The sequence below is a fragment of the Streptomyces sp. NBC_01381 genome (assembly GCF_026340305.1).
In the GTDB taxonomy this organism is placed as follows: domain Bacteria; phylum Actinomycetota; class Actinomycetes; order Streptomycetales; family Streptomycetaceae; genus Streptomyces.
Window position 1 is genome coordinate 3,613,947 of sequence record NZ_JAPEPI010000001.1, and the last position, 26,673, is coordinate 3,640,619.

Annotated in this window: 26 protein-coding genes; 11 read left to right on the forward strand and 15 right to left on the reverse strand. The window is 70.5% G+C overall.

Features of this window, described 5'->3' with window-relative positions; all coding sequences use genetic code 11:
- Window positions 1-13: 13 nt before the first annotated feature.
- Together OG453_RS16830 and OG453_RS16835 are read right to left on the reverse strand one after the other, a co-directional pair.
- The gene (locus tag OG453_RS16830; protein WP_266868691.1) at window positions 14-835 is read right to left on the reverse strand and encodes an ABC transporter permease; all 822 of its coding nucleotides are present in this window, start codon (window positions 833-835) and stop codon (window positions 14-16) included.
- Window positions 832-1,740, reverse strand: a complete 909-nt coding sequence (locus OG453_RS16835) for an ABC transporter ATP-binding protein (RefSeq protein WP_266868692.1) — start codon at window positions 1,738-1,740, stop codon at window positions 832-834. Before OG453_RS16835 ends, OG453_RS16830 begins: the two co-directional genes overlap by 4 nt.
- 133 nt (window positions 1,741-1,873) lie before the next feature.
- Between OG453_RS16835 and OG453_RS16840 the strand changes: the two genes are divergently transcribed.
- The 3 genes from OG453_RS16840 (at window position 1,874) to OG453_RS16850 (ending at window position 4,868) form a co-directional block, all read left to right on the forward strand.
- Window positions 1,874-3,163, forward strand: coding sequence for a sensor histidine kinase (locus tag OG453_RS16840; RefSeq protein ID WP_266868693.1), 1,290 nt, complete (start codon window positions 1,874-1,876; stop codon window positions 3,161-3,163).
- Window positions 3,160-3,831, forward strand: coding sequence for a response regulator transcription factor (locus OG453_RS16845; protein ID WP_266868695.1), 672 nt, complete (start codon window positions 3,160-3,162; stop codon window positions 3,829-3,831). The genes OG453_RS16840 and OG453_RS16845 overlap by 4 nt, the downstream gene beginning before the upstream one ends.
- Window positions 3,832-4,007: 176 nt before the next feature.
- Window positions 4,008-4,868 (forward strand): triacylglycerol lipase, encoded by an 861-nt coding sequence (locus OG453_RS16850; protein ID WP_266868696.1) that lies wholly within the window; start codon window positions 4,008-4,010, stop codon window positions 4,866-4,868.
- Window positions 4,869-4,932: 64 nt separating this feature from the next.
- On the opposite strand, the gene OG453_RS16855 is transcribed toward OG453_RS16850, so the two are convergent.
- The gene (locus OG453_RS16855; RefSeq protein WP_266868697.1) at window positions 4,933-5,910 is read right to left on the reverse strand and encodes a lytic polysaccharide monooxygenase; all 978 of its coding nucleotides are present in this window, start codon (window positions 5,908-5,910) and stop codon (window positions 4,933-4,935) included.
- Between the two features lie 299 nt (window positions 5,911-6,209).
- Window positions 6,210-6,896 (reverse strand): response regulator, encoded by a 687-nt coding sequence (locus OG453_RS16860; RefSeq protein ID WP_266868698.1) that lies wholly within the window; start codon window positions 6,894-6,896, stop codon window positions 6,210-6,212.
- A gap of 197 nt (window positions 6,897-7,093) precedes the next feature.
- Here OG453_RS16860 and OG453_RS16865 point away from each other — a divergent pair, with 197 nt between their 5' ends.
- The 4 genes from OG453_RS16865 to OG453_RS16880 are packed head-to-tail and all read left to right on the forward strand — an operon-like array spanning window position 7,094 to window position 10,581.
- Window positions 7,094-8,077 carry a tripartite tricarboxylate transporter substrate binding protein gene (locus OG453_RS16865; RefSeq protein ID WP_266869900.1) on the forward strand — a complete coding sequence of 328 codons (984 nt, stop codon included), beginning with the start codon at window positions 7,094-7,096 and terminating at the stop codon, window positions 8,075-8,077.
- Window positions 8,074-8,625, forward strand: coding sequence for a tripartite tricarboxylate transporter TctB family protein (locus OG453_RS16870; protein WP_266868700.1), 552 nt, complete (start codon window positions 8,074-8,076; stop codon window positions 8,623-8,625). The genes OG453_RS16865 and OG453_RS16870 overlap by 4 nt, the downstream gene beginning before the upstream one ends.
- Window position 8,626: 1 nt before the next feature.
- On the forward strand, window positions 8,627-10,135 hold the full coding sequence (locus OG453_RS16875) for a tripartite tricarboxylate transporter permease (RefSeq protein ID WP_266868701.1): 1,509 nt from the start codon (window positions 8,627-8,629) through the stop codon (window positions 10,133-10,135).
- Entirely contained in the window at window positions 10,132-10,581 is a 450-nt protein-coding gene (locus OG453_RS16880) for a GNAT family N-acetyltransferase (RefSeq protein WP_266868702.1), read from the forward strand. Before OG453_RS16875 ends, OG453_RS16880 begins: the two co-directional genes overlap by 4 nt.
- Before the next feature lie 34 nt (window positions 10,582-10,615).
- Here OG453_RS16880 and OG453_RS16885 read toward each other — a convergent pair whose 3' ends face one another.
- Window positions 10,616-10,756 carry a hypothetical protein gene (locus tag OG453_RS16885; RefSeq protein WP_266868703.1) on the reverse strand — a complete coding sequence of 47 codons (141 nt, stop codon included), beginning with the start codon at window positions 10,754-10,756 and terminating at the stop codon, window positions 10,616-10,618.
- 109 nt (window positions 10,757-10,865) lie between these two features.
- On the opposite strand from OG453_RS16885, the gene OG453_RS16890 reads away from it, so the two are divergent.
- Entirely contained in the window at window positions 10,866-11,981 is a 1,116-nt protein-coding gene (locus OG453_RS16890; RefSeq protein ID WP_266868704.1) for a methyltransferase domain-containing protein, read from the forward strand.
- On the opposite strand, the gene OG453_RS16895 is transcribed toward OG453_RS16890, so the two are convergent.
- A complete protein-coding gene (locus tag OG453_RS16895; protein ID WP_266868705.1) occupies window positions 11,963-12,706 on the reverse strand; it encodes a metallophosphoesterase in 744 nt (247 codons plus the stop codon). The genes OG453_RS16890 and OG453_RS16895 overlap by 19 nt on opposite strands.
- Before the next feature lie 100 nt (window positions 12,707-12,806).
- Between OG453_RS16895 and OG453_RS16900 the strand changes: the two genes are divergently transcribed.
- The gene (locus tag OG453_RS16900; RefSeq protein WP_266868706.1) at window positions 12,807-13,415 is read left to right on the forward strand and encodes an ABATE domain-containing protein; all 609 of its coding nucleotides are present in this window, start codon (window positions 12,807-12,809) and stop codon (window positions 13,413-13,415) included.
- Here OG453_RS16900 and OG453_RS16905 read toward each other — a convergent pair.
- On the reverse strand, window positions 13,385-13,903 hold the full coding sequence (locus OG453_RS16905; RefSeq protein WP_266868707.1) for a DUF402 domain-containing protein: 519 nt from the start codon (window positions 13,901-13,903) through the stop codon (window positions 13,385-13,387). The genes OG453_RS16900 and OG453_RS16905 overlap by 31 nt on opposite strands.
- Window positions 13,884-14,810 carry a GNAT family N-acetyltransferase gene (locus OG453_RS16910; RefSeq protein WP_266868708.1) on the reverse strand — a complete coding sequence of 309 codons (927 nt, stop codon included), beginning with the start codon at window positions 14,808-14,810 and terminating at the stop codon, window positions 13,884-13,886. Before OG453_RS16910 ends, OG453_RS16905 begins: the two co-directional genes overlap by 20 nt.
- A 70-nt stretch (window positions 14,811-14,880) precedes the next feature.
- Between OG453_RS16910 and OG453_RS16915 the strand changes: the two genes are divergently transcribed.
- On the forward strand, window positions 14,881-15,276 hold the full coding sequence (locus tag OG453_RS16915; RefSeq protein ID WP_266868709.1) for a GntR family transcriptional regulator: 396 nt from the start codon (window positions 14,881-14,883) through the stop codon (window positions 15,274-15,276).
- Window positions 15,277-15,458: 182 nt separating this feature from the next.
- Here the strand turns inward: OG453_RS16915 and OG453_RS16920 are convergent, their stop codons facing one another.
- Window positions 15,459-16,553, reverse strand: a complete 1,095-nt coding sequence (locus tag OG453_RS16920; RefSeq protein WP_266868710.1) for a DUF5925 domain-containing protein — start codon at window positions 16,551-16,553, stop codon at window positions 15,459-15,461.
- Window positions 16,554-16,695: 142 nt separating this feature from the next.
- Here OG453_RS16920 and OG453_RS16925 point away from each other — a divergent pair, with 142 nt between their 5' ends.
- Window positions 16,696-18,120, forward strand: coding sequence for a xylan 1,4-beta-xylosidase (locus OG453_RS16925; RefSeq protein WP_266868711.1), 1,425 nt, complete (start codon window positions 16,696-16,698; stop codon window positions 18,118-18,120).
- A gap of 45 nt (window positions 18,121-18,165) precedes the next feature.
- Here OG453_RS16925 and OG453_RS16930 read toward each other — a convergent pair whose 3' ends face one another.
- The 6 genes from OG453_RS16930 to OG453_RS16955 all read right to left on the reverse strand — a co-directional run bounded on the left by OG453_RS16930 (window position 18,166) and on the right by OG453_RS16955 (window position 26,572).
- Complete coding sequence (locus OG453_RS16930) at window positions 18,166-22,008, reverse strand: lipopolysaccharide biosynthesis protein (protein ID WP_266869901.1); 3,843 nt, start codon at window positions 22,006-22,008, stop codon at window positions 18,166-18,168.
- Window positions 22,009-22,093: 85 nt separating this feature from the next.
- Window positions 22,094-22,894, reverse strand: a complete 801-nt coding sequence (locus OG453_RS16935; RefSeq protein WP_266868712.1) for a polysaccharide deacetylase family protein — start codon at window positions 22,892-22,894, stop codon at window positions 22,094-22,096.
- Window positions 22,891-23,928: a glycosyltransferase family 2 protein gene (locus OG453_RS16940; protein WP_266868713.1), complete on the reverse strand. Its 1,038-nt coding sequence runs from the start codon at window positions 23,926-23,928 to the stop codon at window positions 22,891-22,893. Before OG453_RS16940 ends, OG453_RS16935 begins: the two co-directional genes overlap by 4 nt.
- The gene (locus OG453_RS16945) at window positions 23,925-24,758 is read right to left on the reverse strand and encodes a glycosyltransferase family 2 protein (protein WP_266868714.1); all 834 of its coding nucleotides are present in this window, start codon (window positions 24,756-24,758) and stop codon (window positions 23,925-23,927) included. Before OG453_RS16945 ends, OG453_RS16940 begins: the two co-directional genes overlap by 4 nt.
- A gap of 379 nt (window positions 24,759-25,137) precedes the next feature.
- Window positions 25,138-26,238, reverse strand: a complete 1,101-nt coding sequence (locus OG453_RS16950; protein ID WP_266868715.1) for a GNAT family N-acetyltransferase — start codon at window positions 26,236-26,238, stop codon at window positions 25,138-25,140.
- Between the two features lies 1 nt (window position 26,239).
- The gene (locus OG453_RS16955; RefSeq protein ID WP_323178638.1) at window positions 26,240-26,572 is read right to left on the reverse strand and encodes a hypothetical protein; all 333 of its coding nucleotides are present in this window, start codon (window positions 26,570-26,572) and stop codon (window positions 26,240-26,242) included.
- Window positions 26,573-26,673: the final 101 nt, after the last annotated feature.

Here is a 26,673-nt window from a genome sequence, read left to right on the forward strand (position 1 = left end):
CCCAGACGTGGGCTCAGACGTCGCGGCGGTGCACGGCCACCACCGTGACGGCCACCGCGAGCAGCGGCCACGCCCCGAACACGAGCCACGCCTCGGCGACCGACACCGGGTACGTGTCCGGCGGGAAGCCGATCGCCGGGTTCTCGACCAGCGCCTGCCAGGCGGAGAGCGGCATCGCGTTGCCGATCTCCTTGACCCACCGATGGGTCTCGCCCTGGAACAGCGCGGGCAGCAGGATCAGCGTCACGAGCGTCGTGACGACGGTGCCCGTCGCGTGCCGGACGAGCGCCCCGACGGCCATGCCCACCAGCGCGCACAACGGCGCGAGCAGCGCGGACGCCACGACCGCCCGCAGCGCGCCCGGATCGCCGGCCGAAAGGCCGCCGTGGTCCCGCAGGACCGCCTGCGTCGCCCCGAACGAGACCGCGGCGACGACCGCGCCGAGCACCAGCATCACCGCCGTCATGACGGCCGCCTTCGCCGCCACCACCGCACGCCGGTCCGGGACGGCCGTGAACGTCGTACGGACCAGGCCGCTGGTGTACTCGCCGAAGACCGCGATGGCGCCGACACTGCCCGCGACGACCATGAGGATCTGCCAGGCGGGATCGACGAAGGCGGTGTGCAGCGGATCGAACCGCATGTGCGGTTCCAGGCCGTCCGGGGGCGGCGGCAGATGGGCGAGGCGGTCGGCGTTGGACTGCGCGGAGTTCACATTGATCCCGATGACGACCAGCGCGCCGACTCCGAGCACCCAGTAGGTCGAGCGCAGTGACCAGAGTTTGATCCACTCGGCGGCGATGAGGTCACGGAAGCGGGCGGGGGCCGCGGTCATCGGGGTTCTCCTGCGAGGTATTCGGCGCTGTCGGCGGTGATTTCCAGGAAGGCGTCTTCCAGGGATGCGGTACGGGTGGTGAGTTCGTGCAGCAACACCCGGTGCTGGAAGGCGAGTTCGCCGATGCGGGGGGCGGGTAGGCCGGTGACGGTGAGCAGATTGCCCTGGGGGTGGACCGAGGCGCCTTCGGCGGTCAGTACGGCTGCCAGGGCCGTGGTGTCGGGAGTGCGGACGGTCACGCTGGAGCGGGTGCCGCGTGCGGCGAAGTCGGTGAGGCTCTCCGCGGCGATCAGCTCGCCGCGGCCGATGACGATGAGCTGGTCGGCGGTGTTCTCCATCTCGGTCATGAGGTGGCTGGAGACGAGGACGGTGCGGTCCTCGGCTGCCAGGCGGCGGAAGAGGCCGCGTACCCACAACACGCCTTCTGGATCAAGGCCGTTGAGCGGCTCGTCGAACAACAGCGCCGGCGGGTCGCCCAGCAGGGCGGTGGCGATGCCCAGGCGCTGTTTCATGCCGAGGGAGAAGCCGCTCAGGCGTCGGTGTGCGGCGTCGGTGAGGCCGACCTCGTGCAGGACCTGGGTCACCCGGCTGCGGGGGATGTGGTTGCTGCGGGCCAGGGCGCGCAGGTGGGCGTGGGCGGTGCGGCCGCCGTGGACGTCGCCGGCGTCGAGGAGTGCGCCGACGTGGCGCAGGCCGCGCGGGCGTTCGCGGAAGGGGCGGCCGTCGATGACGGCGGTGCCGCCGGTGGGGGCGACCAGGCCGAGCAGCATCCGCAGGGTCGTGGTCTTGCCCGCGCCGTTGGGGCCGAGGAACCCGGTGACCTTGCCGGGGCGGACGGTGAAGCCGAGGTTCTTCACGGCCGTCCTGTCGCCGTACACCTTTGTCAGTTCATTGACTTCGATCATCCGGCCACGGTCCCGTGGGCCGAGGGCACCCGGCATCGGGCCGTCGGCCACCCACGCGGCGGGCTCCGGTAGCCCATGGGCGTACGACCGTGGGCCAATACCCCTGCGCGGGATGGGCACATACGATCGGTGCATGGACATCGAGGCAGGTCAGGCGGCGCCCGAGCAGGGCAGGGGCCCGCGTGTGGCCGGGCGGCTGTGGCCGCCCGTGCGCACCGGTCTCGCCTGGAGCGGGGCGGTCGTCTACCCCTGCGTCACCTACGTCACGTTCGACCACGGGCAGCAGGGCTTCGACGCCCTGATGGTCCTCGCGTCGATCGCGCTCACGGCCGTGGTCGTCTCGCTGCTCCGGCGCCGGCCGCTGCCCGCCCTGGTCTTCCTGCTCCTGGGCGCGGTGACGGCGACGATGGAGATGCGGAAGACGGAAGTCAGCTATCTGCAGATCTTCGTCGGGGTCTGCGCCGTCGGCTATCTCGCCGCCACCCGCCCGCGCCGTACGTCGGTCGCCGCCGCCCTCATGGCGTTCACGGCACAGCTGCTCAGCCTCTTCGCCTTCCCGCCCGACGGCGGTTGCGATCCCACCGCGGGCGCTCCTCCCCAGGGCATGGTGAACGGCTGCGCACCCTCCGGGTGGGTGAGCAACAACGGCGAGACCGTCGCGTTCATCGCCGTCGCCCTGATCGCCGCCTGGATGGTGGGCAGTTCGTCCCGTGAGCGCCGGGCACACGCGGAGGCGCTGCGGAGCCAGGCCACGGCCCGCGCCATCACCGCCGAACGCCTGCGCATCGCCCGTGAGTTGCACGACATGATCGCGCACAGCATCGGCGTCATCGCCATCCAGGCGGGCGTGGGCAGCCGCGTCATCGAGACCCAGCCGGCCGAGGCCCGCAACGCGCTCACCACCATCGAGAACACCAGCAGGGAGACGCTCGCGGGTCTGCGCCGGACACTGGTCGCCCTGCGGAAGCCGGAGTCAGATGATGCTATGGATGCCGAACTCGCCTCCGATCGCGATGACTTGACGCCCCGCGAGCCGACGCCAGGCCTCGCCGACATCGACCGCCTCGTCACGTCCGCGCTGGACGCCGGGGTCCGCGTGGAGGTGCGGTGGCCGGGCGAGCGCGGGCCGCTGCCCGCCGACATCGACCTGGCCGCGTTCCGCATCCTGCAGGAGGCGCTGACCAATGTCGTACGGCACGCGGGAACGGACACCTGCCGGGTGAAGGTCGACCGTCGGGCCGCCGAGCTGTCCATCGAGATCGAGGACGGCGGGCGCGGCGGGCTGCCCGCGGGCACCGGCTTCGGCCTGGTCGGCATGCGGGAGCGAGTCGCCCTGCTGCACGGCCGGTTCACCGCGGGGCCGCGCCCCGAGGGCGGCTTCCGGGTGGCGGCGCTGCTGCCCGTGCCGGAGGAGGGGCGGTGACGGACCGCGTGGTGCGCGTCGTACTGGCCGACGACCAGCCACTGGTCCGCGCGGGCCTGCGGGTCCTTATGGCCGACAACCCCGAACTCGACGTCGTGGGCGAGGCGGGGACGGGCGCCGACGCCGTCCGGCTCGCCAGGGACGTACGCCCCGATGTCGTCGTGATGGACATCCGCATGCCCGGCATGGACGGCATCGAGGCCACCCGGCTGATCACGGCGGAGACCGACGCGACCCGCGTCCTGGTCCTGACGACGTTCGACGACGACGATTACGTGTACGGGGCGCTGCGCGCAGGCGCGAGCGGGTTCCTCGTCAAGGACATGGCGCTCGACGACATCCTCGCGGCGATCCAGGTGGTGGCCTCGGGGGACGGCCTGATCGCGCCGAGCGTCACCCGCCGCCTCATCGAGGAATTCGCGGCGCGGCCGGAGCCCGCGACGGTGGCCCGGCGGACGGTCGACGGCATCACTGACCGTGAGTGTGAGGTGCTGACGCTGGTCGGGCGGGGGTTGTCCAACGCGGAGATCGCGGCCGAGCTGTTCATCACCGTGGCTACGGTGAAGGCTCATGTAGCGCGGCTGTTCACGAAGCTGGGGTCCCGTGACCGGGTCCAACTGGTCATCATCGCGTACGAGTTGGGGCTCGTCGCGCCGCCGCGTCGTTAGCCCTCAGAGAGGCGACCGCGCCAGTGATCGCTGGAAGTTTTACCGACGCGTAACTTCACACTTTTACTACTCGCCCGTAATTTGGCGTGTGCACAGCATCCTCGTGATCCGGATCACAGGGCTCGCTCATCGTCACTGCCTTGAGCAACTCCCTTGAGCCGCAAGGAGATCACCCGATGCTGCCCTGGAGACGAGCGCTCGGAGCGCTTGCCGCCGCCCTGCTCATGACGGGCGCACTCACCCTGACCCCCGCCGCGCACGCGGCCCCGGACGCTTCGTCTGCTTCGTCGAGCGGCTGGAACGACTACAACTGCAAGCCGTCCGCCGCCCACCCGCGCCCCGTCGTCCTCGTCCACGGCACCTTCGGCAACTCCGTGGACAACTGGCTCGTCCTGGCGCCCTACTTGGTGAGGCGCGGCTACTGCGTCTACTCCCTCGACTACGGCCAGCTGCCCGGAGTGCCGTTCTTCAACGGGCTCGGCCCGATCGACAAGTCGGCCGAACAGCTCGACGCCTTCGTCGACAAGGTGCTCGCCTCCACGGGCGCCGCGAAGGCGGACCTCGTCGGCCACTCGCAGGGCGGCATGATGCCCCGCCACTACCTGAAGTTCCTCGGCGGCGCGGCGAAGGTGAACGCCCTGATCGGCCTCGCGCCCGACAACCACGGCACCACCCTGCTCGGCCTGACCAAGCTGCTGCCCTACTTCCCGGGCATCGAGGACCTGCTCACCACCAAGACGCCGAGCCTCGCCGACCAGGTGGCGGGATCGCCGTTCCTCACCAAGCTCAACGCGGGCGGCGACACCGTGCCCGGCGTGCGCTACACCGTCATCGCCACCAAGTACGACGAGGTGGTCACCCCGTACCGCACGCAGTTCCTCGAAGGGCCCAACGTACGCAATGTGACCGTCCAGGACCTGTGCCCCGTCGACCTCTCCGAGCACGTGGCGATCGGGATCCTCGACCGGGTCGCCCACCACGAGGTCGCCAACGCGCTGGATCCGCAGCACGCGACACCGAGTACGTGCCTGTCCTGACCGGCATGCCATGAACAGCGGGCCGCTGCACGATTCGGCAGCGGCCCGCTCTGTTCGGGATGACTCAGCGGCCGTGACGCGCCGTCCGGCGGCGGGCCGTGGCGAACATGGCCGCCGCGCCCAGGGCGAGGGCGCCGGCGCCACCGATCGCGATGTACGGGGTGGTGCTGTCGCCGCCGGTCTCGGCGAGGTTCTCGTTGGTGGCAGCGGGCTTCGCAGCGGCGCCGTTCACCTCGGGCTCGTTGGCGGGGGTGTCCTGCGCCGGGGCCGCCTCGGAGGCCTCGGCGCCCGTCTTGGCGTCGCTGTCGCCGTGGCCGTGGTGCTCGACGGTCGACTTCTCGGAGCCGGCCTCGATGTCCTTCTCGGAGGGCGCGGAGGCCGTCGGGGCGGGGGCCGTGCCGCCGCCGCTGTCCTTGCCGAAGACGACGTCGGAGCAGGTGTAGAAGGCCTCGGGGGAGTCCGAGCGCTGCCAGATCGAGTAGATCAGGTGGCGGCCCGACTTGGCCGGGACCTTGCCGTCGAAGACGTAGTCACCGTTCTCCATCTTCGGGTCGGTGACCTTGACGAAGGGCTTCTTCTCCAAGTCCGACCACTTCAGCGGCTTGGTCGGGTCGTACGAGTCCTTCGTGACGTACAGCTCGAAGGAGCCCTTGTGCGGGGCGGTGCCCTTGTAGTGGAACGTGTGGTTGCCGGCGGCGAGCTTGCTGGACGGCCAGTCGGCGCGCGGCAGGTCGAGGCCCTTGTACTTGTCGTTGCCCGCGCTGCACAGCTTGCCGTCGGGGATGATCTCCTTCGACTTGCCTGCGGCGTTGGCGATGTTCACGCCGTTCCAGTCGTAGAAGGCCTGCGCGCCACTGGCCGCGACAGCCGCCTTGCAGGCAGCCGACTTCGGGGCCTCCGGACCCTCCTGGAAGCAGGCGGACACCCGGCTCACCGGGTCCGTCATCGAACCGTGCGCGGCGGCGGGCGCGGCGGACAGGACGGTCAGGGCGAGCGGGGCGACACCGGCGGCGAGTGCGGCGACCTTGCGGCGAGCATTCATGGGGTGGTTCTCCTCAGCGGCGGTTCTGGGGGGGGTGGGGGACACGAGACGGTTGCGAACGGCCGGTGCCGCCCCCCGAATACGTGCGGCGCCGACGGTTCGTAACCGGCCCGGCGACGAGAAAGCTAGCCGCTGAGATCCCCGAATTCGCCTGCTGAGGGCGGGTGATGGCGATCTTTATGGTGGGGTTAAGGGAGGGCTAACCGGGGGCTCAGGCTGCGCCCCGGAAGGGGCGCGGGGAACTGCGCGATCAGCCCCCACCGGCCCGCGGGTTCATCACCGCACCTCCAGTGAAACGCTCACCGCACCCACCGATACCGCCGCTCCGGCCGCCCCGTCCCCCCGTACCGCAGCGTCACCTCCGCCCTCCCCGTGTCCGCGAAGAACTCCAGGTACCGTCGCGCGCTGACCCGCGAGAGTGCTCCCTCCTGGGCGCACTCCGTCGCGGAGAGGCCGTCGGGGTGGCGGCGCAGGGTCTGTTCGACCAGGTCGGCGGTGTGCGCCGCGAGGCCCTTCGGGAGTTCGCGGGAGCCGGGCGGGCGGGTGCCGAAGAGCTGGTCGACGTCCTCCTGGCGGGCCTCGTCCAGACCGTCGAGGCGGGCCCGCAACGCCGCCACGTGCAGCAACTGCTCCCGCAGCGCGGCCTGGTTGAACGGCTTGATGAGGTAGTGCAGTGCTCCCGCCCGCAGCGCCGCCCGCACGATCTCCGCGTCCCGCGCCGCCGTGATGAACAGCGCGTCCACCGGCTGCCGGTCCCGGTCGCGCTCCTCGACGGCACGCAACTCCCGTAGCACCGCGATGCCGTCCATATCGGGCAGATAGACGTCAAGGAGTACGAGATCGGGGCGGAGGCGTTCCGCCGCCTCCAGTGCCTGCGCACCGCTGTGCGCCACCCCCACCACCGAGAATCCGTCCATCGCGGACACATAACGGCTGTGCAGTTTGGCGACCATGAAGTCGTCGTCCACGACCAGCACCCTTGTCATCGCCGCAGGCTATGGGCGCGACCACAACGACCACAACGTCCGTTGATTCCGGAAGAGAGACAGCTTCTTAACGCGCAGGCAACATGTGGGCCACCTCACAGGAATCCCCGTCCCCGCGGATGGCGGCCGGGTTCCCGCCCCCCCCCACCGGGAACCCGGCCCCACCAACTCCTACGTACCGACAGGTGGTGGCACACGTGCGTCTGCGCACACCTCTTGCCCTGCTCGGGGCCGCGCTGCTCGTGCTCGCAGGGCCGCCGCTGCTCTCGACGGGCAGCGGCTCCGAGACCGGCACACAGATCCCCGGCCTGCGCTTCATGGTCCCCAACACACCGGGCGGCGGCTACGACATCACCGCCCGCACCGCGGCGAAGAACGCCGAGGACGCCGAGCTCACCCACAACATCGAGGTGTTCAACCTGCCCGGCGCCGGCGGCACCGTGGGCCTGAGCCGCCTCGTCGGCGAGCACGGCAACGGCAAGCTCGCGATGTCCATGGGGCTCGGAGTCGTGGGCGCCGCACGCTCCAACCACGCGCCCAAGACCCTCGCCGACACCACCCCGATCGCCCGCCTCACCGAGGAGCCGGACGTCGTGGTGGTCGCCAAGGACTCGCCGTACAAGGACATCAAGCAGCTGATCACCGCCTGGAAGAAGAACCCGGGCAAGCTCCCCGTCGGCGGCGGCTCGTCCCCCGGCGGCCCCGACCACCTCGCCCCGATGCTGATGGCGCGCGCCTCGGGGATCGCCCCCAAGAAGGTCAACTACGTCCCCTTCGACGGCGGCGGCGAACTCCTCGCCTCGATCCTCGGCAAGAAGGTCGCCTTCGGCGTCTCCGGCGTCGGCGAGTACCTCGACCAGATCAAGTCCGGCGAGCTGCGGCTGCTCGCGGTCACCGGACCCGAGCGCGTCGACGGCCTGGAGGGACCCACCCTCAAGGAGTCCGGCTACGACGTCGACTTCACCAACTGGCGCGGCATCGTCGCCCCGCCCGGCCTCTCCGAAGCCGAGCGCGACAAGCTCACCGGCCTCGTCAGGAAGCTCCACGACTCCCCTCAGTGGCGCAAGTCCCTCAAGACCAACGGCTGGGACGACGCCTTCCTGACCGGCGACAAGTTCGGCGACTTCCTGGACGCCCAGGACAAGCGCGTGGTGTCCGTGCTGAAGGAGCTCGGGCTGTGACGACGACAACTACAGAAAACCCGCCGACCCCGCCCGAGGAGTCCGGGAACAGCCGCCGCACCTGGCTGCGCGAGCACTCCGAACTCGGCGTGTGCGTCATGCTGTTGGCCCTCGGCGCGCTCGTCCTCACCGACGCGCTCACCATGGACGTCGACATCGCCCAGCGCGGCCCGATCGGCCCCAAGACGGTCCCGATCGTGGTCGGCATCGGACTCCTGGTCGTCGCCGTGCTCCTCGCGGTCGACGTCCTGCGCGGCGGCCGCGGCGAGGCCGAGGGCGGCGAGGACATCGACCTGTCCGAACCCGCCGACTGGCGCACCGTCCTGCTGCTCGCCGGGGTCTTCCTCGGCGCCGCCGTCCTCATCGAACCGCTCGGCTTCCCCATCGCGGGCGCCCTGCTGTTCTGGGGCGCCGCATACGCGCTCGGCAGCCGGCACCTGGACCGCGACCCGCTCATCGCGGCAGGCCTCTCCCTGATCACGTACGTCGTCTTCAACAACCTGCTCGGAGTCCCGCTCCCCGGCGGCCCGCTGATGGGAGTGCTCTGACATGAACGCCTTCAACTCCCTGATGGACGGCTTCGGCACGGCCCTCACCCCGCTGAACCTGCTCTGGGCCGCGGTCGGAGTGCTCCTGGGTACCGCGATCGGCGTGCTGCCCGGCATCGGCCCCGCGATGGCGGTGGCGCTGCTGCTGCCCGTGACGTACGGCCTGGAACCGACCGGCGCGTTCATCATGTTCGCCGGCATCTACTACGGGGCGATGTTCGGCGGCTCGACGACCTCCATCCTCCTCAACACACCCGGCGAGAGCGCCGCCGTCGTGGCCGCCATGGAAGGCAACCCGATGGCCAAGGCGGGGCGCGGCGCACAGGCGCTCGCGGCCGCCGCCATCGGCCACTTCGCGGGCGGCATGATCGGCACCATGCTCCTTGTGGCGCTCGCGCCGACGGTCGCCGACCTCGCCGTCGACATCGGGGCGCCCGACTACTTCGCCATCATGGTCCTGGCGTTCATCGCCGTGACGTCGGTCCTCGGCTCGTCCCGCATCCGCGGCCTCGCTTCCCTTCTGATCGGCCTCACGATCGGCCTGGTCGGCCTCGACCAGATGACCGGGCAGCAGCGGCTGACGTTCGGCTCGCTCCAACTCGCCGACGGCATCGACGTGGTGATCGTCGCGGTGGGCCTCTTCGCGATCGGCGAGGCGCTGTGGGTCGCGGCCCATCTGCGCCGCACCAGCGGCGAGGCGATACCGGTGGGCCGCCCCTGGCTGGGCAAGGCGGATGTGAAGCGCACCTGGAAGTCCTGGCTGCGCGGTCCGCTCATCGGCTTCCCGTTCGGCGCGATCCCGGCCGGCGGCGCCGAGATCCCCACTTTCCTCTCGTACGTCACCGAGAAGCGCCTGTCCAAGAACAAGGAGGAGTGGGGCAAGGGCGCGATCGAGGGAGTGGCGGGCCCCGAGTCGGCGTCATCGGCATCGGCGGCGGGCACGCTGGTCTCGATGCTGACGCTCGGCCTGCCCACGACGGCCGTGGCCGCGGTGATGCTCGCCGCCTTCCAGCAGTACGGGATCCAGCCCGGCCCCCTGCTCTTCGAGCGCGAACCGGACCTGGTCTGGGGCCTGATCGCGTCCCTCTTCGTGGGAATGGTGCTCCTGCTCGCCCTGAACCTGCCGCTGGCCCCGGTCTGGGCGAAGCTGCTCCGCATCCCGAGGCCCTACCTCTACGCGGGCATTCTCTTCTTCGCGGCGGTGGGCGCGTACGCGGTCGGCGGTGAGGCGCTCGACCTGGTGATCCTCCTGGTCATCGGCCTGATCGGCTTCGGCATGCGACGCTACGGACTGCCGGTCCTGCCCGCCGTCATCGGCGTCATCCTCGGCCCGAACGCCGAGCAGCAGCTGCGCCGCGCCCTGCAGATCAGCGACGGCAGCGTCAGCGGCCTGTTCGACACGCCCTTCTCCATCACGGTGTACGCGATCATCGCGCTGATCGTGCTGTGGCCGCTGCTGAAGAAGGCGGTGGTGCGGGGGCGCGCCCGTGGCGTAGACGTAGACGCATGACAGCCGACATCCGCCCCGCCACCACCGCCGACGTCCCCGCAGTGAAGGCGGTGACGGACGCCGCGTACCGCCACTACATCGAGCGCATCGGTGTAGTGCCCGCCCCCCTGGAGGCGGACCACGCGGCGGAGGTGGCGGCGGGGCGGGTGTATGTCACCGGGGATCCGGTCGTGGGCGTCCTGGTCCTCGTCCCGCACAAGGACGAGGACCATCTCTTCCTGGACAGCATCGCGGTCCACCCCGAGGCGGCGGGCCGGGGCATGGGCGGCCGCCTGCTGGCGTTCGTGGACGCACGCGCGCGTGCCCTCGGGCTTCCCGAGGTCCGTCTCTACACGAACGCGATGATGTGGGAGAACCAGAAGATCTATCCGCGGTACGGATACGAGCTGGTGGAGCGCAGGGTCGACGGCCCCTACGACCGCTTCCACTACCGCAAGAGCCTCTAGCCCTTCTGGTTCTCCTGGCCGCGGCCGGGCGGTCTCACCCGTCCGGCCACCAGGTCCGCTGGACGTCCTTGCGGACCTCGGGTCGTTCACGGGGCCGGTCCTCGGCCTCGTACTTCTCGCGGATCTGTCGGGTGGTGGGCTTACCGACGGTCTTGTGCACGGTCACACGGCGCATGGCTGCCTCCCTGTACCTACCGATGTCCAAGGCGGTACGGCTGTAGACCTCTGCGGGGAGGGTTTCTCATCCAAGGCCGATTGTCAGTGGCGGGTGTCACGATCGGGGCATGACGATCGACTGGGACGCGGAGGCGGCCACCTTTGACGACGAGCCGGACCACGGGCTGCGGGACGCGGTGGTGCGGGACGCCTGGGCGGGGCGGCTGCGGGACTGGCTGCCGGAAACCGCGGGGGACGTGCTCGACCTGGGGTGCGGCACGGGCAGCCTGTCACTGATCGCTGCCGAGTACGGACACCGTGTGACCGCGGTGGACCTGTCGCCGAGGATGGTGGAGCGGGCACGCGAGAAGCTGGCCGGGCACGGGACGGAGGTCCTGCTCGGAGACGCGGCCGTGCCCCCGGTCGAGGGCCGGCTCTTCGACACGATCCTGGCCCGCCACGTCCTGTGGACGCTGCCGGACCTCGATGAGGTGCTGCGGCACTGGCGCTCACTCCTGCGCCCCGGCGGCCGTCTCGTCCTGATCGAGGGCGTATGGGGGACGACCGATCCCGCCGGTATCCCTGCCACCCGCCTGATCGAGGCACTGACGCCCTTGGTGGGCCGACTGCACTCGGAGCGCCTGTCGGGTGACCCACGCCTGTGGGGCAAGGAGGTGGAGGACGAGCGGTACGCGGTGGTGGGCGTCCTGCCGGCCACCCCGCCCCGCCACAAGGAGGTGGTCGATGTCCACCTCATCCTCCGCCGCGGCGACGAGGTCCTCCTGGCCCGACGCGCCAACACGGGTTACGGAGACGGCCTGTTGAACGTACCGTCGGGTCACGTGGAGCCAGGCGAGGACGTCCGCGAGGCCGTGCTCCGTGAGGCCCGCGAGGAGATCGGCCTCACCCTCACCCCGGCAGACGTCCGAGCCGCGGTGGTCCTCCAACACCGGGGCCCCGGCGGCAATCCCCGCATCGGCTGGTTCTTCGAGGCGGACCACGGCAGGGGCGGCATCCCCTTCAACGCGGAGCCCGAAAAGTGCGAGGAACTCACGTGGCACGCGATCGACGCCCTGCCGGACGACATGGTGGCGTACTGCAGGGCGGGCCTGGAGGCATGGCGGGCGGGGGAGCGGTTCCTGCTGCACTGGCAGGAGGACGCTGACGCGGTGGGGCATGACGCGGCAGGCGCGCGGCGGGCGGTTCCGCTCGCGCCTGGCCAGGGTCAGAGGACCACGCGGTAATGGGTCGTCAGGCGGTTGGTGTCGTCCAGGATGTGGAAGGCGAGGGCGGGGGGCTGGGTGCGGTCGGCGGGGGCTTCGCCTTCCCAGGGGAGGCGGAGGGTCCAGGTGATCGCCGGGCCGACGATCAGGGGGCGGTCGGCGAAGGTTGAGGCTGCGGCTGTGTGGGCGTGGCCTGTGATGACTGCCGTGACCTGGGGATAGTCGGCGAGGAGTGCGGCGAGCTGCTCCGGCTGTTCGAGGCGGTGTGCGTCCGGGAGCGGGTGGTGGAGCTCGACCGGTGGCTGGTGGAAGGCGATCAGTGCCGGGGTGTCGGCGGGCAGGGCGTCGAGGGTCCGGGTGAGCCAGTCGTAGGTCTCGGCGTCCAGGCGGCCCTCGTCCCGGCCGGGGATCGTGGAGTCGCACATGAGGACCGCCGCCCTGCCGACGCGGTGCACCCGGTTGATGGGGCCTTCGGCCGGCGCCTCGCCGAGCAGGGCCTTGCGGTAGGCCGTCCGGACGTCGTGATTCCCGGGGCAGGTCAGCACGGGGAAGGGGGCGGCGAGGATGCGGGCGGCCTCCTCGTACTCGGCGGGGTCGCCGTGGTCGGCGATGTCGCCGGTGACGAGGAGCGCGTCGACCGGCTGTGGAAGCGCCCTGAGGTAGTTCATGACGCGGGTGGCGCGTTCCGTCGCCCGCTCGCTGCCGTCCAAGTGCAGATCGCTGATCTGGGCCAGCAGGATCGTCATCGTCGAGTCCCTCCCCGATTCCCTAATGGCAAACAGTTCTTATTCCGTTAGGGACTGTAGGGTGTGGGCGTTGACATGATCAAGAGGGAAGGGGGAACTCGTGGTGCGACACCTGGCGTTGGAGCTGGCGAGCACGATCAGGCACGACGGGGAGGGCGGTGTCGCCGATGACCTGGAGTCTGTGGAAGGGGTGGCACGTTGGATCCGGGCGCAGGCCGAGCTCCTGCCCGACGACGGCATCCCGGAGTTCCGCGCCGACGACGAACTCCGGGGTGAGGTGGTCGCCCTGCGGCAGGCGGTTCGGGCGCTGTTCGCGCAGGCGGTGAGCCCCGCTCCCGCGAGCTCCGCGGACGCGCACTGTCTGATCACCACGGACCAGGCCCTGGCGCGGCTCAACGCCGCCGCCGCGGCGGAGCCGGTCACCCCGCAACTGGCCTGGCCGCACGGCGAATTCCCGGCGGCCTCGCTGCGGCCCGCCGCGGAGCGCGAGCCCCGGGTGCGGCTCACCGCCGCACTGGCCCGCGCCGCCATCGACTTCCTGGCGGGCCCGGAGCGCGAGCGCCTACGCTCCTGCGCCGCGCCCCGGTGTGTGCGCTACTTCGTCAAGCGGCACGGCCGGCAGGAGTGGTGCAAGCCTTCCTGCGGCAACCGGGCCAGGGTCGCCCGCCACTACCGGCGTCAGCGCGAAGCGCCCGCGGAATCCTCATAGCGGGGCAGCGACCCGGCACGCGCCAGGTCCTCCAGGACGTCCAACGCCCAGACCGCCGCGGCCGCCGCCTCCGGGTCCTGCTCGGCCAGGCCGCTCTCCGCGAACTCGTCCTCGTCCAGCCGGACGATCGTCGCGCCGTCCGCCGAACACCACAGGTCGAGATCCAGGTCCTCGACCACCAGCGCGGCGCCGTCCCGCACCGCGGGCCGTGTCACGTCGCAGTACCAGCCCTTCAGGACCCCATCCGACGTACGGACCTCCTTCACGGCGTACCAGCGGTCACGCCAGAAGTGCTCCGTGAAGACATCACCCGGCTCGAAGCGTACGAAGCCGAAGTCCCGTACCCCGTCCGCCGCCCACGGCGCGCGCACCGTCACCTGGTTGCCGTCGTCCGCCACGACCTCCGCCGGGTAGCGGATCTTGACGCGGCCCGCCTTCACCAGGGTCACCTCCACGGTCGTCGGGCTCTCAACCGAGCTCGCGGACATGCCGTACCTCCGTCGCACAGATCTCATAGCCGAACCACTTGTTGATGGCCAGCATCGGTTCGTTGCCGGCGTCGTTGCCGGTGAACGCCTCCGTGAAGCCGGCGGCACGCGCCCGGCGCAGGGAGTCGTTCTTGGCCAGCTTCGCCAGGCCCCGGCCGCGGAAGGCGCGCCCGGTGCCGGTCATGCCGCTCGCGTAACGGGACGCGTCGTCCGTACGGGCCAGGCTGAAGGCCGCCGGGCGGCCGTCCACCACGGCCACGGACGTCAGCTCGCGATTGACCAGGGGGTGGTTCCACGTCTCGGCAAGCCAGTGCTCGTAGTCCGTGAACTCCGCCGCCACATCGCTCGGTTCGTCCGCCACCGTCTCCGCGTCGAGCTCGAAGAGCGCGCGCGGGTCGTCCCCGAACTCCGCTCCCGTACGCAACTCCACGCCGGCGGGCGGCTCCTGGCGGGGCGGCAGGCCCGCGGTCAGGTCGAGACGGAGGAAGTGGGCCGAGCGGCTCGCGCGGTAGCCGCGCTTGGCGGCGAAGGCGCGGTTCGCGGGCTCGTCGAGCACCCAGGAGAAGAACGTCGTGGCACCGCCGTTCGCCAGATGCTCCTCCGCCGTACGCAGGATCAGCGAACCGGCGCCGAGGCCGCGCCGTTCGGGCAGTACGTAGACGTTGGCGAAGCCCTGGCCGGGCTCGGGGCTGTCGTAGGCGATGCCCACCTGGGCCGTGCCGATGATCTCTCCGTCGATCTCGGCGGCCAACTGCCGGTACAGGGCGTCGGGATGGGCGTGCGCCAGGTCGAACGCGACCGAACCGGCCGTGGAGAGCATCGCCGGGACACAGGCACGCCGGACGGCGGCGAAGGCTTCGGCGTCCGGTGTGTTGCCGGGGCGCAGGGCGCGTACCAGGAGAGTCATGGAGACGCACGTTACGCGCGGGGCGCGTCGGGGTGCCTCCTATTTTCCGCGGGTGCGGGACAATCACTCCGTGACTTTGAAGATCGAGATCGGCGGGGGCGCTGACGCCGCTGCGAGTGACGCGCCGCCCTATGAGCAGGTGCGGGCCCAGATCGCCGAGCAGGCGCGGGGCGGGGTGCTGCCGGTGGGGTACAAGCTGCCCACCGTGCGGGGGCTCGCCCAGGAGCTGGGGCTCGCCGCGAATACCGTCGCCAAGGCGTATCGGGCGCTTGAGGCGGACGGGGTGATTGAGACTCGGGGGCGGCATGGGACGTTCGTGGCCGCCGCGGGGGATGCGGCGGAGAGGGAGGCTTCGGCCGCCGCCCAGGCCTTTGCTGAACGGGTTCAGCGGCTGGGCCTCTCCGAGGGGGCGGCGCTGGCTGCTGCACGGGATGCGTTGCGCGCGGCTTACGGGGACTCGGGGTGAGCGACGCCTAGCTGAATCGGTGCCCGGCAGCTGGGCGTTGTGCCCACCCTTCCCCAAGCTCTCGGCTTCGCTCGAGCAGGGGAGACCCCACTCGCCGTGCGGAACGCCTGCCCACAACGAGGGCGGCCGACTGCCGGGCAATCGGGTGGGTGGGCGGGAAAAGTAGTTGGGCGGCCGCCGGGCTACAGATACAGCCCCGAGTCCGCCCCCTCCCGGGGATCCGGGACCGACGTAGGCGACGTCCCGCGACGCAAGGCGTAGAGCTCGGCCAGGGTCGCGCCCTCGCGGGAGACGCCCTCGGCGGTGCCGAGCCAGGACACCGCTTCGGGGAGGGTCAGCGAACCCACCTCGATGCGGGCCAGGCACCGCCCCGGCCGCACGACCGCCGGATGCAACCGCTCCAGGTCCTCGTTGGTCGTCACCCCCACAAGGACATTGCGCCCCTGCCCCAGCAGTCCGTCCGTCAAGTTCAGCAACCGCGACAACGCCTGCCCCGCCGTGTGCTTCGCCTCGCCCCGGATCAGCTCGTCGCAGTCCTCCAGGAGCAGCAGCCGCCAGCGGCCCTTCGCCGTGCCGTCGTCCTCGCCGATCGCGATGTCCATCAAGTAGCCCACATCGCTGAAAAGACGCTCCGGGTCAAGGACGCAGTCCACCTGGCACCAGTCGCGCCAGGACCGCGCGAGCGTCCGCAGCGCCGAGGTCTTGCCCGTGCCGGGCGGGCCGTGCAGCAGCAGGAGCCGGCCCGAGATGTCCTCCGGGCCCGTCTTCATCAGGGAGTCCATGGCCTCGGCGACCGGCGCCGTGTAGTTCTCGCGCACCTCCTCCCACGTACCGGCGGAGATCTGCCGCGTGGTGCGGTGCGGGCCGCGCCTCGGCGACACGTACCAGAACCCCATGGTCACGTTGTCCGGCTGCGGTTCCGGCTCGTCCTGCGCGCCGTCCGTCGCCTGCTTCAGGACCTTCTCCGCGAGATCGGCGCTCGTCGCCGTCACGGTGACATCCGCGCCGCGGTTCCAGCGCGAGACGAGCAGTGTCCAGCCGTCGCCCTCGGCGAGTGTCGCGCTGCGGTCGTCGTCGCGGGCGGCCCGCAGGACGGCCGCGCCCGGCGGAAGCAGCGTGGAACCCGACTTGACGCGGTCGATGTTGGCGCTGTGGGAGAACGGCTGCTCGCCGGTGGCGAAGCGGCCGAGGAAGAGGGCGTCCACGACATCCGACGGGGAGTCGCTGTCGTCGACGTTGAGCCGGATCGGCAGGGCGTCCTGAGGGTTCGCAGACATGCCGCCATGATCCGGCACGCATACGCCCTTGTGCATCCCGGTTTACGTACTCCGTTCATATGACGTCACGTGGTATGCCCGTTACAGAGCTGTGGTACGGAACCTGTCCTACCGCCAACTCGCGCCGTTACTCTTGCCCCTGATGGAACGTCATGGGTGGAATTCGGGGGCACTGCGGTGGCGGCTCACCGCACTGCTCGGCGTTGGTGTGGCCGCACTGGCCCTGATCCTGACCGTCATCACCACGCTTCCCGATGACGGCTCGGGCACCAAGGGCACCACGCGCGACGGGGACAAGGTGCACGGCACCCCCGCCGTCCCGCCCGGCGATGCGAAGCCAGCCGTGGGCTGGGGCTTCACGCACACGCAGTACAGCGCGGACGAGGGCGAGACGGCCTCTGTGGAGCGCGCCGAGGAGCTGCTCGCGGGAAAGCCGAGCCCGCTGCCGCAGATCCAGCACATCATGGGCTGGGGCGCGGGCAACCCCGAGCCGGTCAAGGGACGTTACGACTTCAGCGAGATGGACCGGCGGATGGACTTCATCCGCGCCACCGACGGCACGCCGGTCGTCACCCTGTGCTGCTCCCCGGACTGGATGAAGGGCGGCGAGTCCGGCGCGGACAAGACCAATTGGAGCCAGGCCGCCCTGGAGACCGCACCGGACCGCGCCCACTACAAGGACTTCGCCAAGCTCGCCGCGACCGTAGCCAAGCGCTATCCGGACGTACGCCACTTCATCGTCTGGAACGAGTTCAAGGGCTTCTGGAACAACGAGCAGGCCCGCTGGGACTACGAGGGCTACACCGAGCTCTACAACCTGGTCTACAAGGAGCTCAAGAAGGTCAACAAGGACATCATGGTCGGCGGCCCCTACCTGGTCATGGACAGCGTCGACCCGCGCCAGACCGAGGACGCGTCGACGAAGGTCAAGGGCGCCTGGGGCCGCATGGACCAGCGGGTCCTCGACGCCTTCGACTACTGGAACAAGAACAAGACGGGCGCGGACTTCGTCGTCGTCGACGGCTCCAGCTACACCACCGACGACGAGATGCTCCCCGACGAGTTCAAGGCCACACAGAAGCTGACCGCGGTCAGCAAGTGGGTGCGCGAGCGCACCGGTGACCTGCCGCTGTGGTGGGCCGAGTACTACGTGGAGCCCGGCGACAGCAACGACGACCGCGACGACTGGTCCGAGGCGCACCGCGTCGCCGTCCAGGCCACCGGTCTGATGGCGATGGCACGCGGCGGCGCGAGCAGCGGCTTCTACTGGAACCCGCAGAACAAGGGCGCCAGTTGCGCCGGCTGCCTGTGGCGCTCCACCCGGCTCGGCGACGGCGGCACGGAACTGCCGATGCTGAAGATGCTCGCCCGGTTCAACGACGCGTTCCCGCCCGGGACGGAGTACGAGAAGGTCTCCGTCGCCGCCGACGACGTACCGAACGTCACCGTGCTCGCCGACGACAAGACGCTGCTCGTCGTGAACACCCTGGACCGGACGATCAGCGCGAAGGTCGACGGCGAGCGCTTCGAGATGAAGGGGTACGAGGTGAAGTGGCTGAAGCGGTAGCCCACTTCAGCCGACCCCGACCCCGACCCCGGCCTCGGACCCGTCTCACGCCATCGTCAGGAACCGCTGGATCAGCGCGGCGAGCAGCACCGCGAGCAGCGGCAGCGAGAACCAGAAGCTGCCCTGCAGCCACTGCAGTTGGCGCACACTCGGCGCCATCGCCACCCGCACGACCTCACGCGTGGCGAGCAGCAGGACCAGCGCCACGGCCGCGAGTGCGCCGATCACCGACCAGGGCGTCCATGTCACCTGCGGCCCGATCGGACCCGGCGCGGCCTTCTCGACCTTCCCCTCCGGCTGCTTGCGCAGCGTGTAGAGGGTCGCGTCGTCGTTGGTGAGGACCTTCTTCAGCTCCTGGCGGTTGTCCAGGTTCTTGATCAGCCGGGTGTCCCAGGTCTCCGAGTAGCCGACGTCCATCTGGAGATAGACCGTCTGGCTCTTGTTGATCATCAGATACGAGTTGGGGCCCGCGTCCTTGAGCGCCTTGACGAGGCTGGAGACCAGGACCGGGTCGGCGGGCGCCAGGGTGGGCACGTACTGGACCTTCTCCATGTCGCGGGTGCCCCACGGCATGGCGGGCGTCACGTTGTTGACCGTGTCGTCGCTCATCCACAGCAGCCGGACGGTCGGCTCGTCGTGCTCGTACACGTAGTCCATCGCGGCGACTTCACCCACCCGGGTCCGCTCGAACGGCTCGTTGCCCCAGCGCGCCACCAGGAAGCCGCCCATCAGGACGAGTCCCGCCATCAGCGCGGCGAGCGGCGCAAGGCTCACCCGGTCGCGGTCCCGCTCCTTCGCGGTGATGCCCGCGCGCGGGAACAGAGCGAGACCGGCCAGGAGCGCGGCACCCGGCAGCGCGAACATGAAGACGCGCAGGGCCATTTCGCCGCCGTACGACTGCATGCCGAAGCCCAGGAACGGCACGAACGTCAGCACGAGCAGCGAGCGTTCCGTGTACTTGTGGTCGCGCCTCCGCCACCAGCCCCAGCAGGCGAACGCCATGACGCTGCCCGCCAGCGCGACCCGCGCGTAGAGGACGAGTTGGTGGGTCGAACTGCCGCCCTCGATGCGCCCGGACACCGATGACGACACATTGCCGCCGACGCCGCCGATCCCGCCGAACAGCTCGTCGAAGTGCCCCGACCAGTACGGCTCGGCGAGGAAGCCGATCCAGACGAGGACCATGACGGCGAAGAGGATCGGCAGGCCGCGCAGCTCCGAGCGGCCCACCAGGACGAGCGCGGCGAGCACGCCGAGCATCACGAACGGCGTGAGCTGGTGCGCCGGCACCGTCGCCGCGAACAGCGCGACCAGGACCAGGAGCAGCACCGCGCGCTGGCGCCGGTCGGCGGGCTCGACCTCGAGCTCGCCGGGCCGCCGCTTGCCCCACAGCACGTGCGGCGCGCGGAACCAGACGAGGAGCACCGCCACGAACACCAGATACAGCAGATAGGTGAAGCCCTGCGGGGAGAAGTAGTCCTGACCGACCCAGCCGCTCAGCGCGAAGATCCACAGCCCCGCCCAGCGGGCCCGCCAGGCGGCCCGCATGGAGCGGGTGAGCAGGAACATCGGTGCCAGATAGAGCAGTTGCATGGCCAGCGGCCACCAGCGGATCACCTCGGTCATGTCCGAGACGCCGCAGGCCTTCGCGACGAACGTGGCCGCGGCGAAGAAGCCCGGCCAGCTCCAGCGCGCGTCCAGGTCCGGCACCGCGGACCCGGTTCTGTCGATGTACTCCATGAAGCCCAGGTGCTGCCAGGCCGTCGCGAACCTCGGCTCGTCCTCCAGGGCGGCGGGCAGCGCGTGCAGGCACACCACCGTGGCGATCAGGGTCACCAGGAGCAGCACCCGGTGCGGGCGGTCCATCCAGAGCAGCGAGGCGAAGACGACGATGAGCAGCGCGGCCCCGAGCAGTGTCGGCGCGGGCAGGATCGAGATGAGCCCGAGCCCGCCCATGTCGTCCAGGTCCGCCTCGCCGATGCCTGTGAGAGGCAGCCAGTAGAGGCCGAGTGCGAGGGTCAGGAGCAGCGCCATCACGGCGATGCGCAGGCGCGGGAACGGCTCGGGGGCGTCGACGGGTTCGGGCGGGTCGAGCGGCCTCGGCGGCGCTTCGGGCAGGTCCGGGACGTGTACGCCGGTGCCCCGCTCCTCGGCCTCCGACGTGCGGTGGGAGGCCGAGGAGGGGACCGGGGGAGCCGTGGTGGATTCGGGGGAGCCCGTCGGCGGCTCCGGGTATGCCGTCGGTGGTTCCGGGGCGGCCGTGGGCGGTTCCGGCGACTTCAGGGGGGATCTCAGCGCCCAGGTCGGCCGGTGATCCATGGCATCCCCCTTGTCGCCCTTGTCGCCCTTGCCGGCGCCGGCCGTCCGGCCCTTCGTCGCCGGTGTCCCGGACGCGGGTGTTCCAGGCCCCGGCCGCACGTCGGGCCTGCGCTCCGGATGCTCGAAGTCGAGCTGTACGGAGAGATGCAGCGTGTCCGAGTCGAGCGTCTCGCGCAGCGCCCAGGCGGGCCCGCGCCGATCCTTGCCCGCGTCCTCGACCGCCGGCGATGGCGGCGCCTCCGGCGTCCCCAGGTCGGCCAGGTCGCCGTCCGGTGCCGCGGCCTCGGCCGGTGTGGACGAGGGAGCCGCCCGCACCACGCGATACAGCTTCGGCGCCGCGATCGCCACGATCACCGCGAGGCTGGAGATCTCCGCGACGCCCGCGCCCGTGAGCCCCATCCGCGGCAGCAGAAGCAGCGTCAGACCCAGTACGAGGACGCACAGCAGGCCCTGCATCCAGGCGATCCCCGACGTACGGCTCTGCGCGCGCTGCACCGCGAAGTACGTCTCCATGACGACCCGCAGCGCCGCGCCCACCGCGAACCAGCGAAGCAGCGGCGTCGCCGCGTCCGCGTACGCCTGGCCGAAGACGCTCAGGATGAGCGGCGCGCCGATGAAGAGCAGACCGCACACCGGCAGCATGATCCGCGTCATGCGGCGCAGCGCGGCCCGGGTGTTCGCGGCGAGCCGCGCCGGGTCGTGCGCGCCCTCGACGGTCAGCGACGCACCCATGTTGATGGCGAGCAGGTTGACCGTGCCGCCGATCGTGGTGGTGATGTAGAAGTACGCGTTGTCGACCGAGCTGACCTGCGAGGCGACGATCACCGGTACGAGATAGACCACGGCGAGCGAGAAGAGCGAGCCCGTGTAGTCGCCGGCCAGGAAGCGGCCCATCTCGCGCAGGCTCGGCGGCTGTGCCTTGTCCTGGGTCGCCTTCACATGCCGTGGCACGAGCCGCCGGAACACCAGCCAGCCGAGCGGGACGACCGACAGGGCGATGGCGGCGACCCACGACACGAACACGCCCGCCGTCGGGATCGCCGCGGCGAACGCGATGAGCAGCCCCAGCTTGACGACCGAGAAGATCGTGTTGCCGACCGGCACCCACAGCGCGCTGCGCAGCCCCGTGAGCACCCCGTCCTGCAGGGTCAGCAGCGACCAGGCGACGACCGCGGCGATGAAGCCGATGCCGGTCAGCGGGCCGTGCAGGAATCTGTACGAGGGCCCCCACAGGTCGAGCGTGAACAGGAAGATCAGCGCGGCGAACGCGACGACCACCGAACTGCCCGCGTACGTACGGAAGATGAGCTTTCCCGTGGCGCGTCCCGAGATGGGGATGAAGCGGGCGAGAGCCCCCGTCAGGGTGAGCGCGGTGAGCCCCGCGAGGAGCTTCATGGCGGCGATCGCCGCCGAACCCTGGCCGACCGCCGACTCGGAGTAGTACCGGGCGGCGGCCAGCCAGAAGCCGACGCCGAGCACGCCGGATATGCCGGTGTTCAGCATCAGCGCGTAAGCGTTGCGGAACAAGGGACTCCCGCCGCCGGAGCCGCCCCTGCCGGGCAGGCGCATTCTGCGCGGCCTGCCCGGCTTGCCGGACTGCGGCTGCTGTTCGGTACCGGGAGTCCCAGAGACGTCTGCCTGGGCGGTCGTCGTGTCAGACACGGGTACGGATTGCCTTCCGGCGGGCCTGTCGGGCTCTGCGGACCACGGCGTACCCCTTGGTCAGGGCGCAGTCCTTTGCGAAGTTGCGGGTGATCGCACGGCCCTCGACGAGCCGCTCGAACTCCTCGATGCCGGTGGAACGGCGCACGGTCACCCGCTTCAGGGCGTACGGCCCCTGAGTGCGCCGCGCGAGGCCGTTGTTGACCGCGAGCGACTGGGCGAACCCGGCGCCGCGCACCGTGCGGCGCACCCGGCGGCTCGAGTAGCCGTACGGGTAGGCGAAGGAGAGCGGCCGGGTGCCGAGTTCGTCGGCGATGATGTCCTTGCAGCGAAGCAGCTCGAACCAGAGGTCTTCGTCGTCCAGCTGGTCGAGCTCCGGGTGCGTGTGGCTGTGCCCGCCGATCTCCGTGCCCGCCGCGGCCAGTTCGCGCACCTGGTCCCAGTCGAGCATCAGGTCGAGGCCGCCCCCGGTGTCGTACGACCCGCGCAGCCAGCCCGTGGAGACGAAGAGCGTCGAGGCGAAGCCGTGCTTGGCGAGCACGGGCAGCGCGTGCCGGTGCACGCCCTCGTAGCCGTCGTCGAAGGTGATCAGGACGGGCCTGGCCGGCAGCGTCCGGCCGGGAGTGCGCCAGATCGCGGCGAGCCCGGCCGTGCTGAGCGGCGTGAACCCCCGCTCGCCGAGCAGCTCGAGCTGGTCGGCGAACGCCCCTGGCGACACGGACAACTCCCGTGTCGCCTCGGTCGGTTCATGGGCGATCGAGTGGTACATGAGGATCGGAACGGCGGCGCTCATCTCGGTCCCCCCTGAGCTGCGTCCCGCTCGATCTCCACGACCGAGAAGGTGGCGCCCGCCCTGCGCGCGCGAACGCTCCCGACTACGTACCCCCCGGCCGCCGTGACCACTCCCGCGACGATGGCGCCCGCCCGGCCCGCGCCACCGGGGCGGGCGAGCAGCGCGTCGCGCAGACCGCGGCCCACACCGGCGGGCAGCACCCGCGTGGTGTACCTGCGCTCCGACTCAAGTCCCTTCTCGGCGCCCACACTTCGGGCCACCAGCGCCTTGGAGAGGCCTTCCGCGTACGTCCGCGTACGGAAGTAGTGGAAGCGCTCCCGTGCTGCGGGGACGCGGTGGTGGATCACCGCACGGTCGTCGATGAGGAGCACCGCGTCGGGTCTGGCCCGCGCGAGGCGGATGCACAGCTCCGTCTCCTCGCCGCCCAGCGGCCGCTTGTCGCCGTCACGGCCGATGCCGGTCGCGAAGCCGCCCGCCGTGTCGAAGGCACTGCGGCGGAAGGAGGCGTTGCCGCCAAGGACGTTGCGCACCCGCACGCGCCCCTCGGGCAGCCCCTTGTACGTACAGCCGACGACCCAGTCGAACTCCTCGGGGAACCAGGCGGGCCTGCGCCGGGACTCCCAGACGGGCATGGTGCGCCCGCCCACCGCGAAGACCTTCGGGTCCGCGTACCCCTCGGCGAAGTGGCGCAGCCAGTCCCGCTCGGCGACGGCGTCGTCGTCAAGGAACGCGATGAACTCGCCGCCGGCCGCGGCGATGCCGGTGTTGCGGCCCGCGGAGAGGCCGCGGGGGCCCGCGTTGGCGAGCACCCGCACCCCTTCGGTCTCCTTGTACTCCTTGGCGAGCCGGTCGAGGAGCGAGGCGTTGTGGTCCACCACGAGCAGTGTTTCGAGGGCCGTCAGGGACTGCGCCCGCACCGAGGCGACCGCCGCAAGGATGTCCTCCCAGCGGTCCTCGGTGTAGGCGCAGATGACGACCGAGAAGCCGACGAGGCCCGCGACCGTGCTTCCCCCGTGGTGGTCGGGACCGCTCAAGACACCTCTCCCTGACGCGTGCGGAAGGGAACACCACGGGTGCGGCGGCGCTGCTGCCCACGGCGGTTGGAGCGCTCCGTGAGGATCACCTTCAGGACCCGCAGGCCGTCGCGGACGGCGCTGAGATTGCTGGCGCCGTGGATGCGCAGATACTCGTGGCTGGGGATCTCCTGCACCTTGAGCCCGGCCTTGACCACCCGGATGTTCATCAGGGTCTCCACCTCGAAGCCGGTGCAGTCGAGGTCGATCTTGTCGAGGCAGTGCTTCCAGAAGGCGTTGTAGCCGTAGCACAGGTCGGTGTAGCGGGCGCCGAACTTGGCGTTCACGACGGAGCACAGGACGTGGTTGCCGAGCTTGCGGATCGGCGTCATGTCGTCCGTGGCACCGCCGTTGGCGAACCGTGATCCCTTGGCGAAGTCCGCGCCCGAGACGAGGGCGGAGACATAGCTGACGATCTCGTGACCGTCGGCCGAGCCGTCCGCGTCGACCATCACGATGATGTCGCCGGTGCACGCCTCGAATCCGGTGATCAGGGCGTCGCCCTTGCCCTTGCCGAGCTGCCGGACGACCTTGACATCCGGCCACAGCTCCCGTGCGACGGACACCGTGTCGTCGGTGGAATTGCCGTCCACGAGCACGACCTCGTGGACCCAGTCGGGCAGCGTCTTGAAGACGTAGGGAAGATTCTCCGCTTCGTTCATCGCGGGAATCACGACGCTCACCGGCGGTGTGATCGCCAAGTGCGTTGATATCGGCCGGTAGTTACCGGACGCAATCGGCTTGTCTAACGGATCTTGGCCCGGCTCGGCCGGGCGCACAAAAGAACTCATGAGTCTGATCCCTCTCGTCCGGTGGACCGCCCACCCCCGGGCGGTCCGGCTATGTATCCGGTTCGAAAGGGGGGTTCTCACTTGCGCATGACGAAATAGATCTCCGTGCATGCCGAGTGAGCTGGCATCGCGCGGGACGTGACTCGGCACCATTGCAGTCGCCGAGCACGGCACCCCCCTACCGCGCCCCGCGCCGGAACCACCGCGATCTTGAGCCCTCCCCTAGATCGCATTGCGTGATGGACCGATGCGGGTGGATGTACGACGGTATTGATGATTGAGGCCGTATGGCAAGACCTGGAACGTGGCCTCACGTTTTTGATGATTTGGCCAGTCTTGGTGGGCACATATGGAGCGCCCTCTTCCTTCCTTCTCCCTCTTATTCCTTCTTTCTTGATCGGAATTCACCGATGCGTTTCAGCAGCTTGTCGGCCGGTTCAAAGAGTTCCGGCCGGGACAAGACGGTGTTGCGCAGCGCCCGGACCGGAGCGCGCCGCGCCCGGTATCCGATCGCTGCCGGATGGCGCAGCGCCACCCACCCCTCGGACACGGTGAGTTCGCGTGTCTTCAGGGAGTCCTTGTACTGCTTCTGGCCCCGCCCCAGATCCATGTACGCGATGCCGTCGGCGGCGGCCGCCTCGGCCATCCGCAGATGCAGGATCAGGCCGGGCGAGTACTTCGCGAACGCCGGGTCGTAGGCCGGGAACCACTGGGCGAAGATCCGCTCGGAGCGCAGCCCGAAGTGCGCCGCGACCGGCACGTCGTCGACGTACAGCACGGAGAGCAGGCCGGCGAACTGTGCGGACCCGGTGTGGAAGAGCTGCCGCACGAGCTGGTTGATCCAGGCCTGCGCGAAGCGGTCGCTGCGGCCGGTCCTGCGGTACTGGGCCGACTTCCACCCCGTCAGGGTGCGCAGGACTGCCGGGTCGCGCTCGTCGTGCACATAGCGAACGGTGCCGTGGTCGCGCGCGAGCCTGCGCTCCTTGGCGAGTGTCGTACGGGTGAACTTCGGTGATTTCGCCCGGAGTTGGCCGAGATAGGCCTCGTACCCCTGGTCCAGATCCATGACGGGCGATGCGAAGGAGCCGGAGGCGCCCGCCTCGAACGGCCCCTGGCCGCCGGCCAGATGGTCGAACTCCCACATCGCGAGCCCGCAGGCCCGCAGCAGCTCCCGTGCGTCCCAGGTGAAGCCGGGCCGGTGCACCAGGCCCTGGCAGTCGGAGACGCCGAGGCCGATGGCCCGGCCGACGCCGGTGATGGATCTCTGGTACGGGAAGAACGCCGCGGGCTCACCGGCTTCCCGGACGACCGCGATCCGCACCCCGCGCCGCCAGTGGCCCACCGCGAGGGTGAACTCCGGGGAGAGGAACGGATTGGCCAGCTCGGGCGAGCCGTTGAGGTGGGCCTTGGACTGCAGCGCCGTCCAGGCCACCCGGTCGGCGGCGGTGAGTTCTCCGGGGCGGTGCACGGTGATGTCCACGTCAGGAGGTCCGCCTTCTCGGGGTACGGCCACGCAGTCGCCGTACCAGTACCAGCAGGAAGATGAGCGAGCCGATCACGGTGACGGCCGCGACCCCGCCGCGCACCGACCACATGTGCAGGGCCAGCATGGCCTGGGCCACCAACAGGTTGACCGCGACGGCCCCGGAAACGGAAGCCACGATCCGGCCCCATGGTTCAAGTCCGCGCAGCGCGGCGCCGATTGTTCCCCCCGGCGCCGCGAGCAGGAAGAAGAGCGTGAACGGTGCGCGCAGCGGTGAGTCGATGTCCGTGAGCGCGAGCATGGCACCGACGGCGCCGACCGCCACAGCCATGCCCCCGAGCAACGGAAGCAGATCTCCGTGACGGCTCGGGCGCTGCTCCGCGCCCGGCCCGGTGTCTGATGACGGTGCCTTGATCCCGATGGTCTGCATTG

Bases quoted from the DNA above. Each gene is read 5' to 3' on its own strand.
- OG453_RS16830 (WP_266868691.1), bottom strand. From the start codon at position 835: ATGACCGCGGCCCCCGCCCGCTTCCGTGACCTCATCGCCGCCGAGTGG.
- OG453_RS16835 (WP_266868692.1), bottom strand. From the start codon at position 1,740: ATGATCGAAGTCAATGAACTGACAAAGGTGTACGGCGACAGGACGGCC.
- OG453_RS16840 (WP_266868693.1), top strand. From the start codon at position 1,874: ATGGACATCGAGGCAGGTCAGGCGGCGCCCGAGCAGGGCAGGGGCCCG.
- OG453_RS16850 (WP_266868696.1), top strand. From the start codon at position 4,008: ATGCTGCCCTGGAGACGAGCGCTCGGAGCGCTTGCCGCCGCCCTGCTC.
- OG453_RS16855 (WP_266868697.1), bottom strand. From the start codon at position 5,910: ATGAATGCTCGCCGCAAGGTCGCCGCACTCGCCGCCGGTGTCGCCCCG.
- OG453_RS16860 (WP_266868698.1), bottom strand. From the start codon at position 6,896: ATGACAAGGGTGCTGGTCGTGGACGACGACTTCATGGTCGCCAAACTG.
- OG453_RS16875 (WP_266868701.1), top strand. From the start codon at position 8,627: ATGAACGCCTTCAACTCCCTGATGGACGGCTTCGGCACGGCCCTCACC.
- OG453_RS16880 (WP_266868702.1), top strand. From the start codon at position 10,132: ATGACAGCCGACATCCGCCCCGCCACCACCGCCGACGTCCCCGCAGTG.
- OG453_RS16885 (WP_266868703.1), bottom strand. From the start codon at position 10,756: ATGCGCCGTGTGACCGTGCACAAGACCGTCGGTAAGCCCACCACCCGA.
- OG453_RS16890 (WP_266868704.1), top strand. From the start codon at position 10,866: ATGACGATCGACTGGGACGCGGAGGCGGCCACCTTTGACGACGAGCCG.
- OG453_RS16895 (WP_266868705.1), bottom strand. From the start codon at position 12,706: ATGACGATCCTGCTGGCCCAGATCAGCGATCTGCACTTGGACGGCAGC.
- OG453_RS16905 (WP_266868707.1), bottom strand. From the start codon at position 13,903: ATGTCCGCGAGCTCGGTTGAGAGCCCGACGACCGTGGAGGTGACCCTG.
- OG453_RS16910 (WP_266868708.1), bottom strand. From the start codon at position 14,810: ATGACTCTCCTGGTACGCGCCCTGCGCCCCGGCAACACACCGGACGCC.
- OG453_RS16920 (WP_266868710.1), bottom strand. From the start codon at position 16,553: ATGTCTGCGAACCCTCAGGACGCCCTGCCGATCCGGCTCAACGTCGAC.
- OG453_RS16925 (WP_266868711.1), top strand. From the start codon at position 16,696: ATGGAACGTCATGGGTGGAATTCGGGGGCACTGCGGTGGCGGCTCACC.
- OG453_RS16930 (WP_266869901.1), bottom strand. From the start codon at position 22,008: ATGCGCCTGCCCGGCAGGGGCGGCTCCGGCGGCGGGAGTCCCTTGTTC.
- OG453_RS16935 (WP_266868712.1), bottom strand. From the start codon at position 22,894: ATGAGCGCCGCCGTTCCGATCCTCATGTACCACTCGATCGCCCATGAA.
- OG453_RS16945 (WP_266868714.1), bottom strand. From the start codon at position 24,758: ATGAGTTCTTTTGTGCGCCCGGCCGAGCCGGGCCAAGATCCGTTAGAC.
- OG453_RS16955 (WP_323178638.1), bottom strand. From the start codon at position 26,572: ATGGCTGTGGCGGTCGGCGCCGTCGGTGCCATGCTCGCGCTCACGGAC.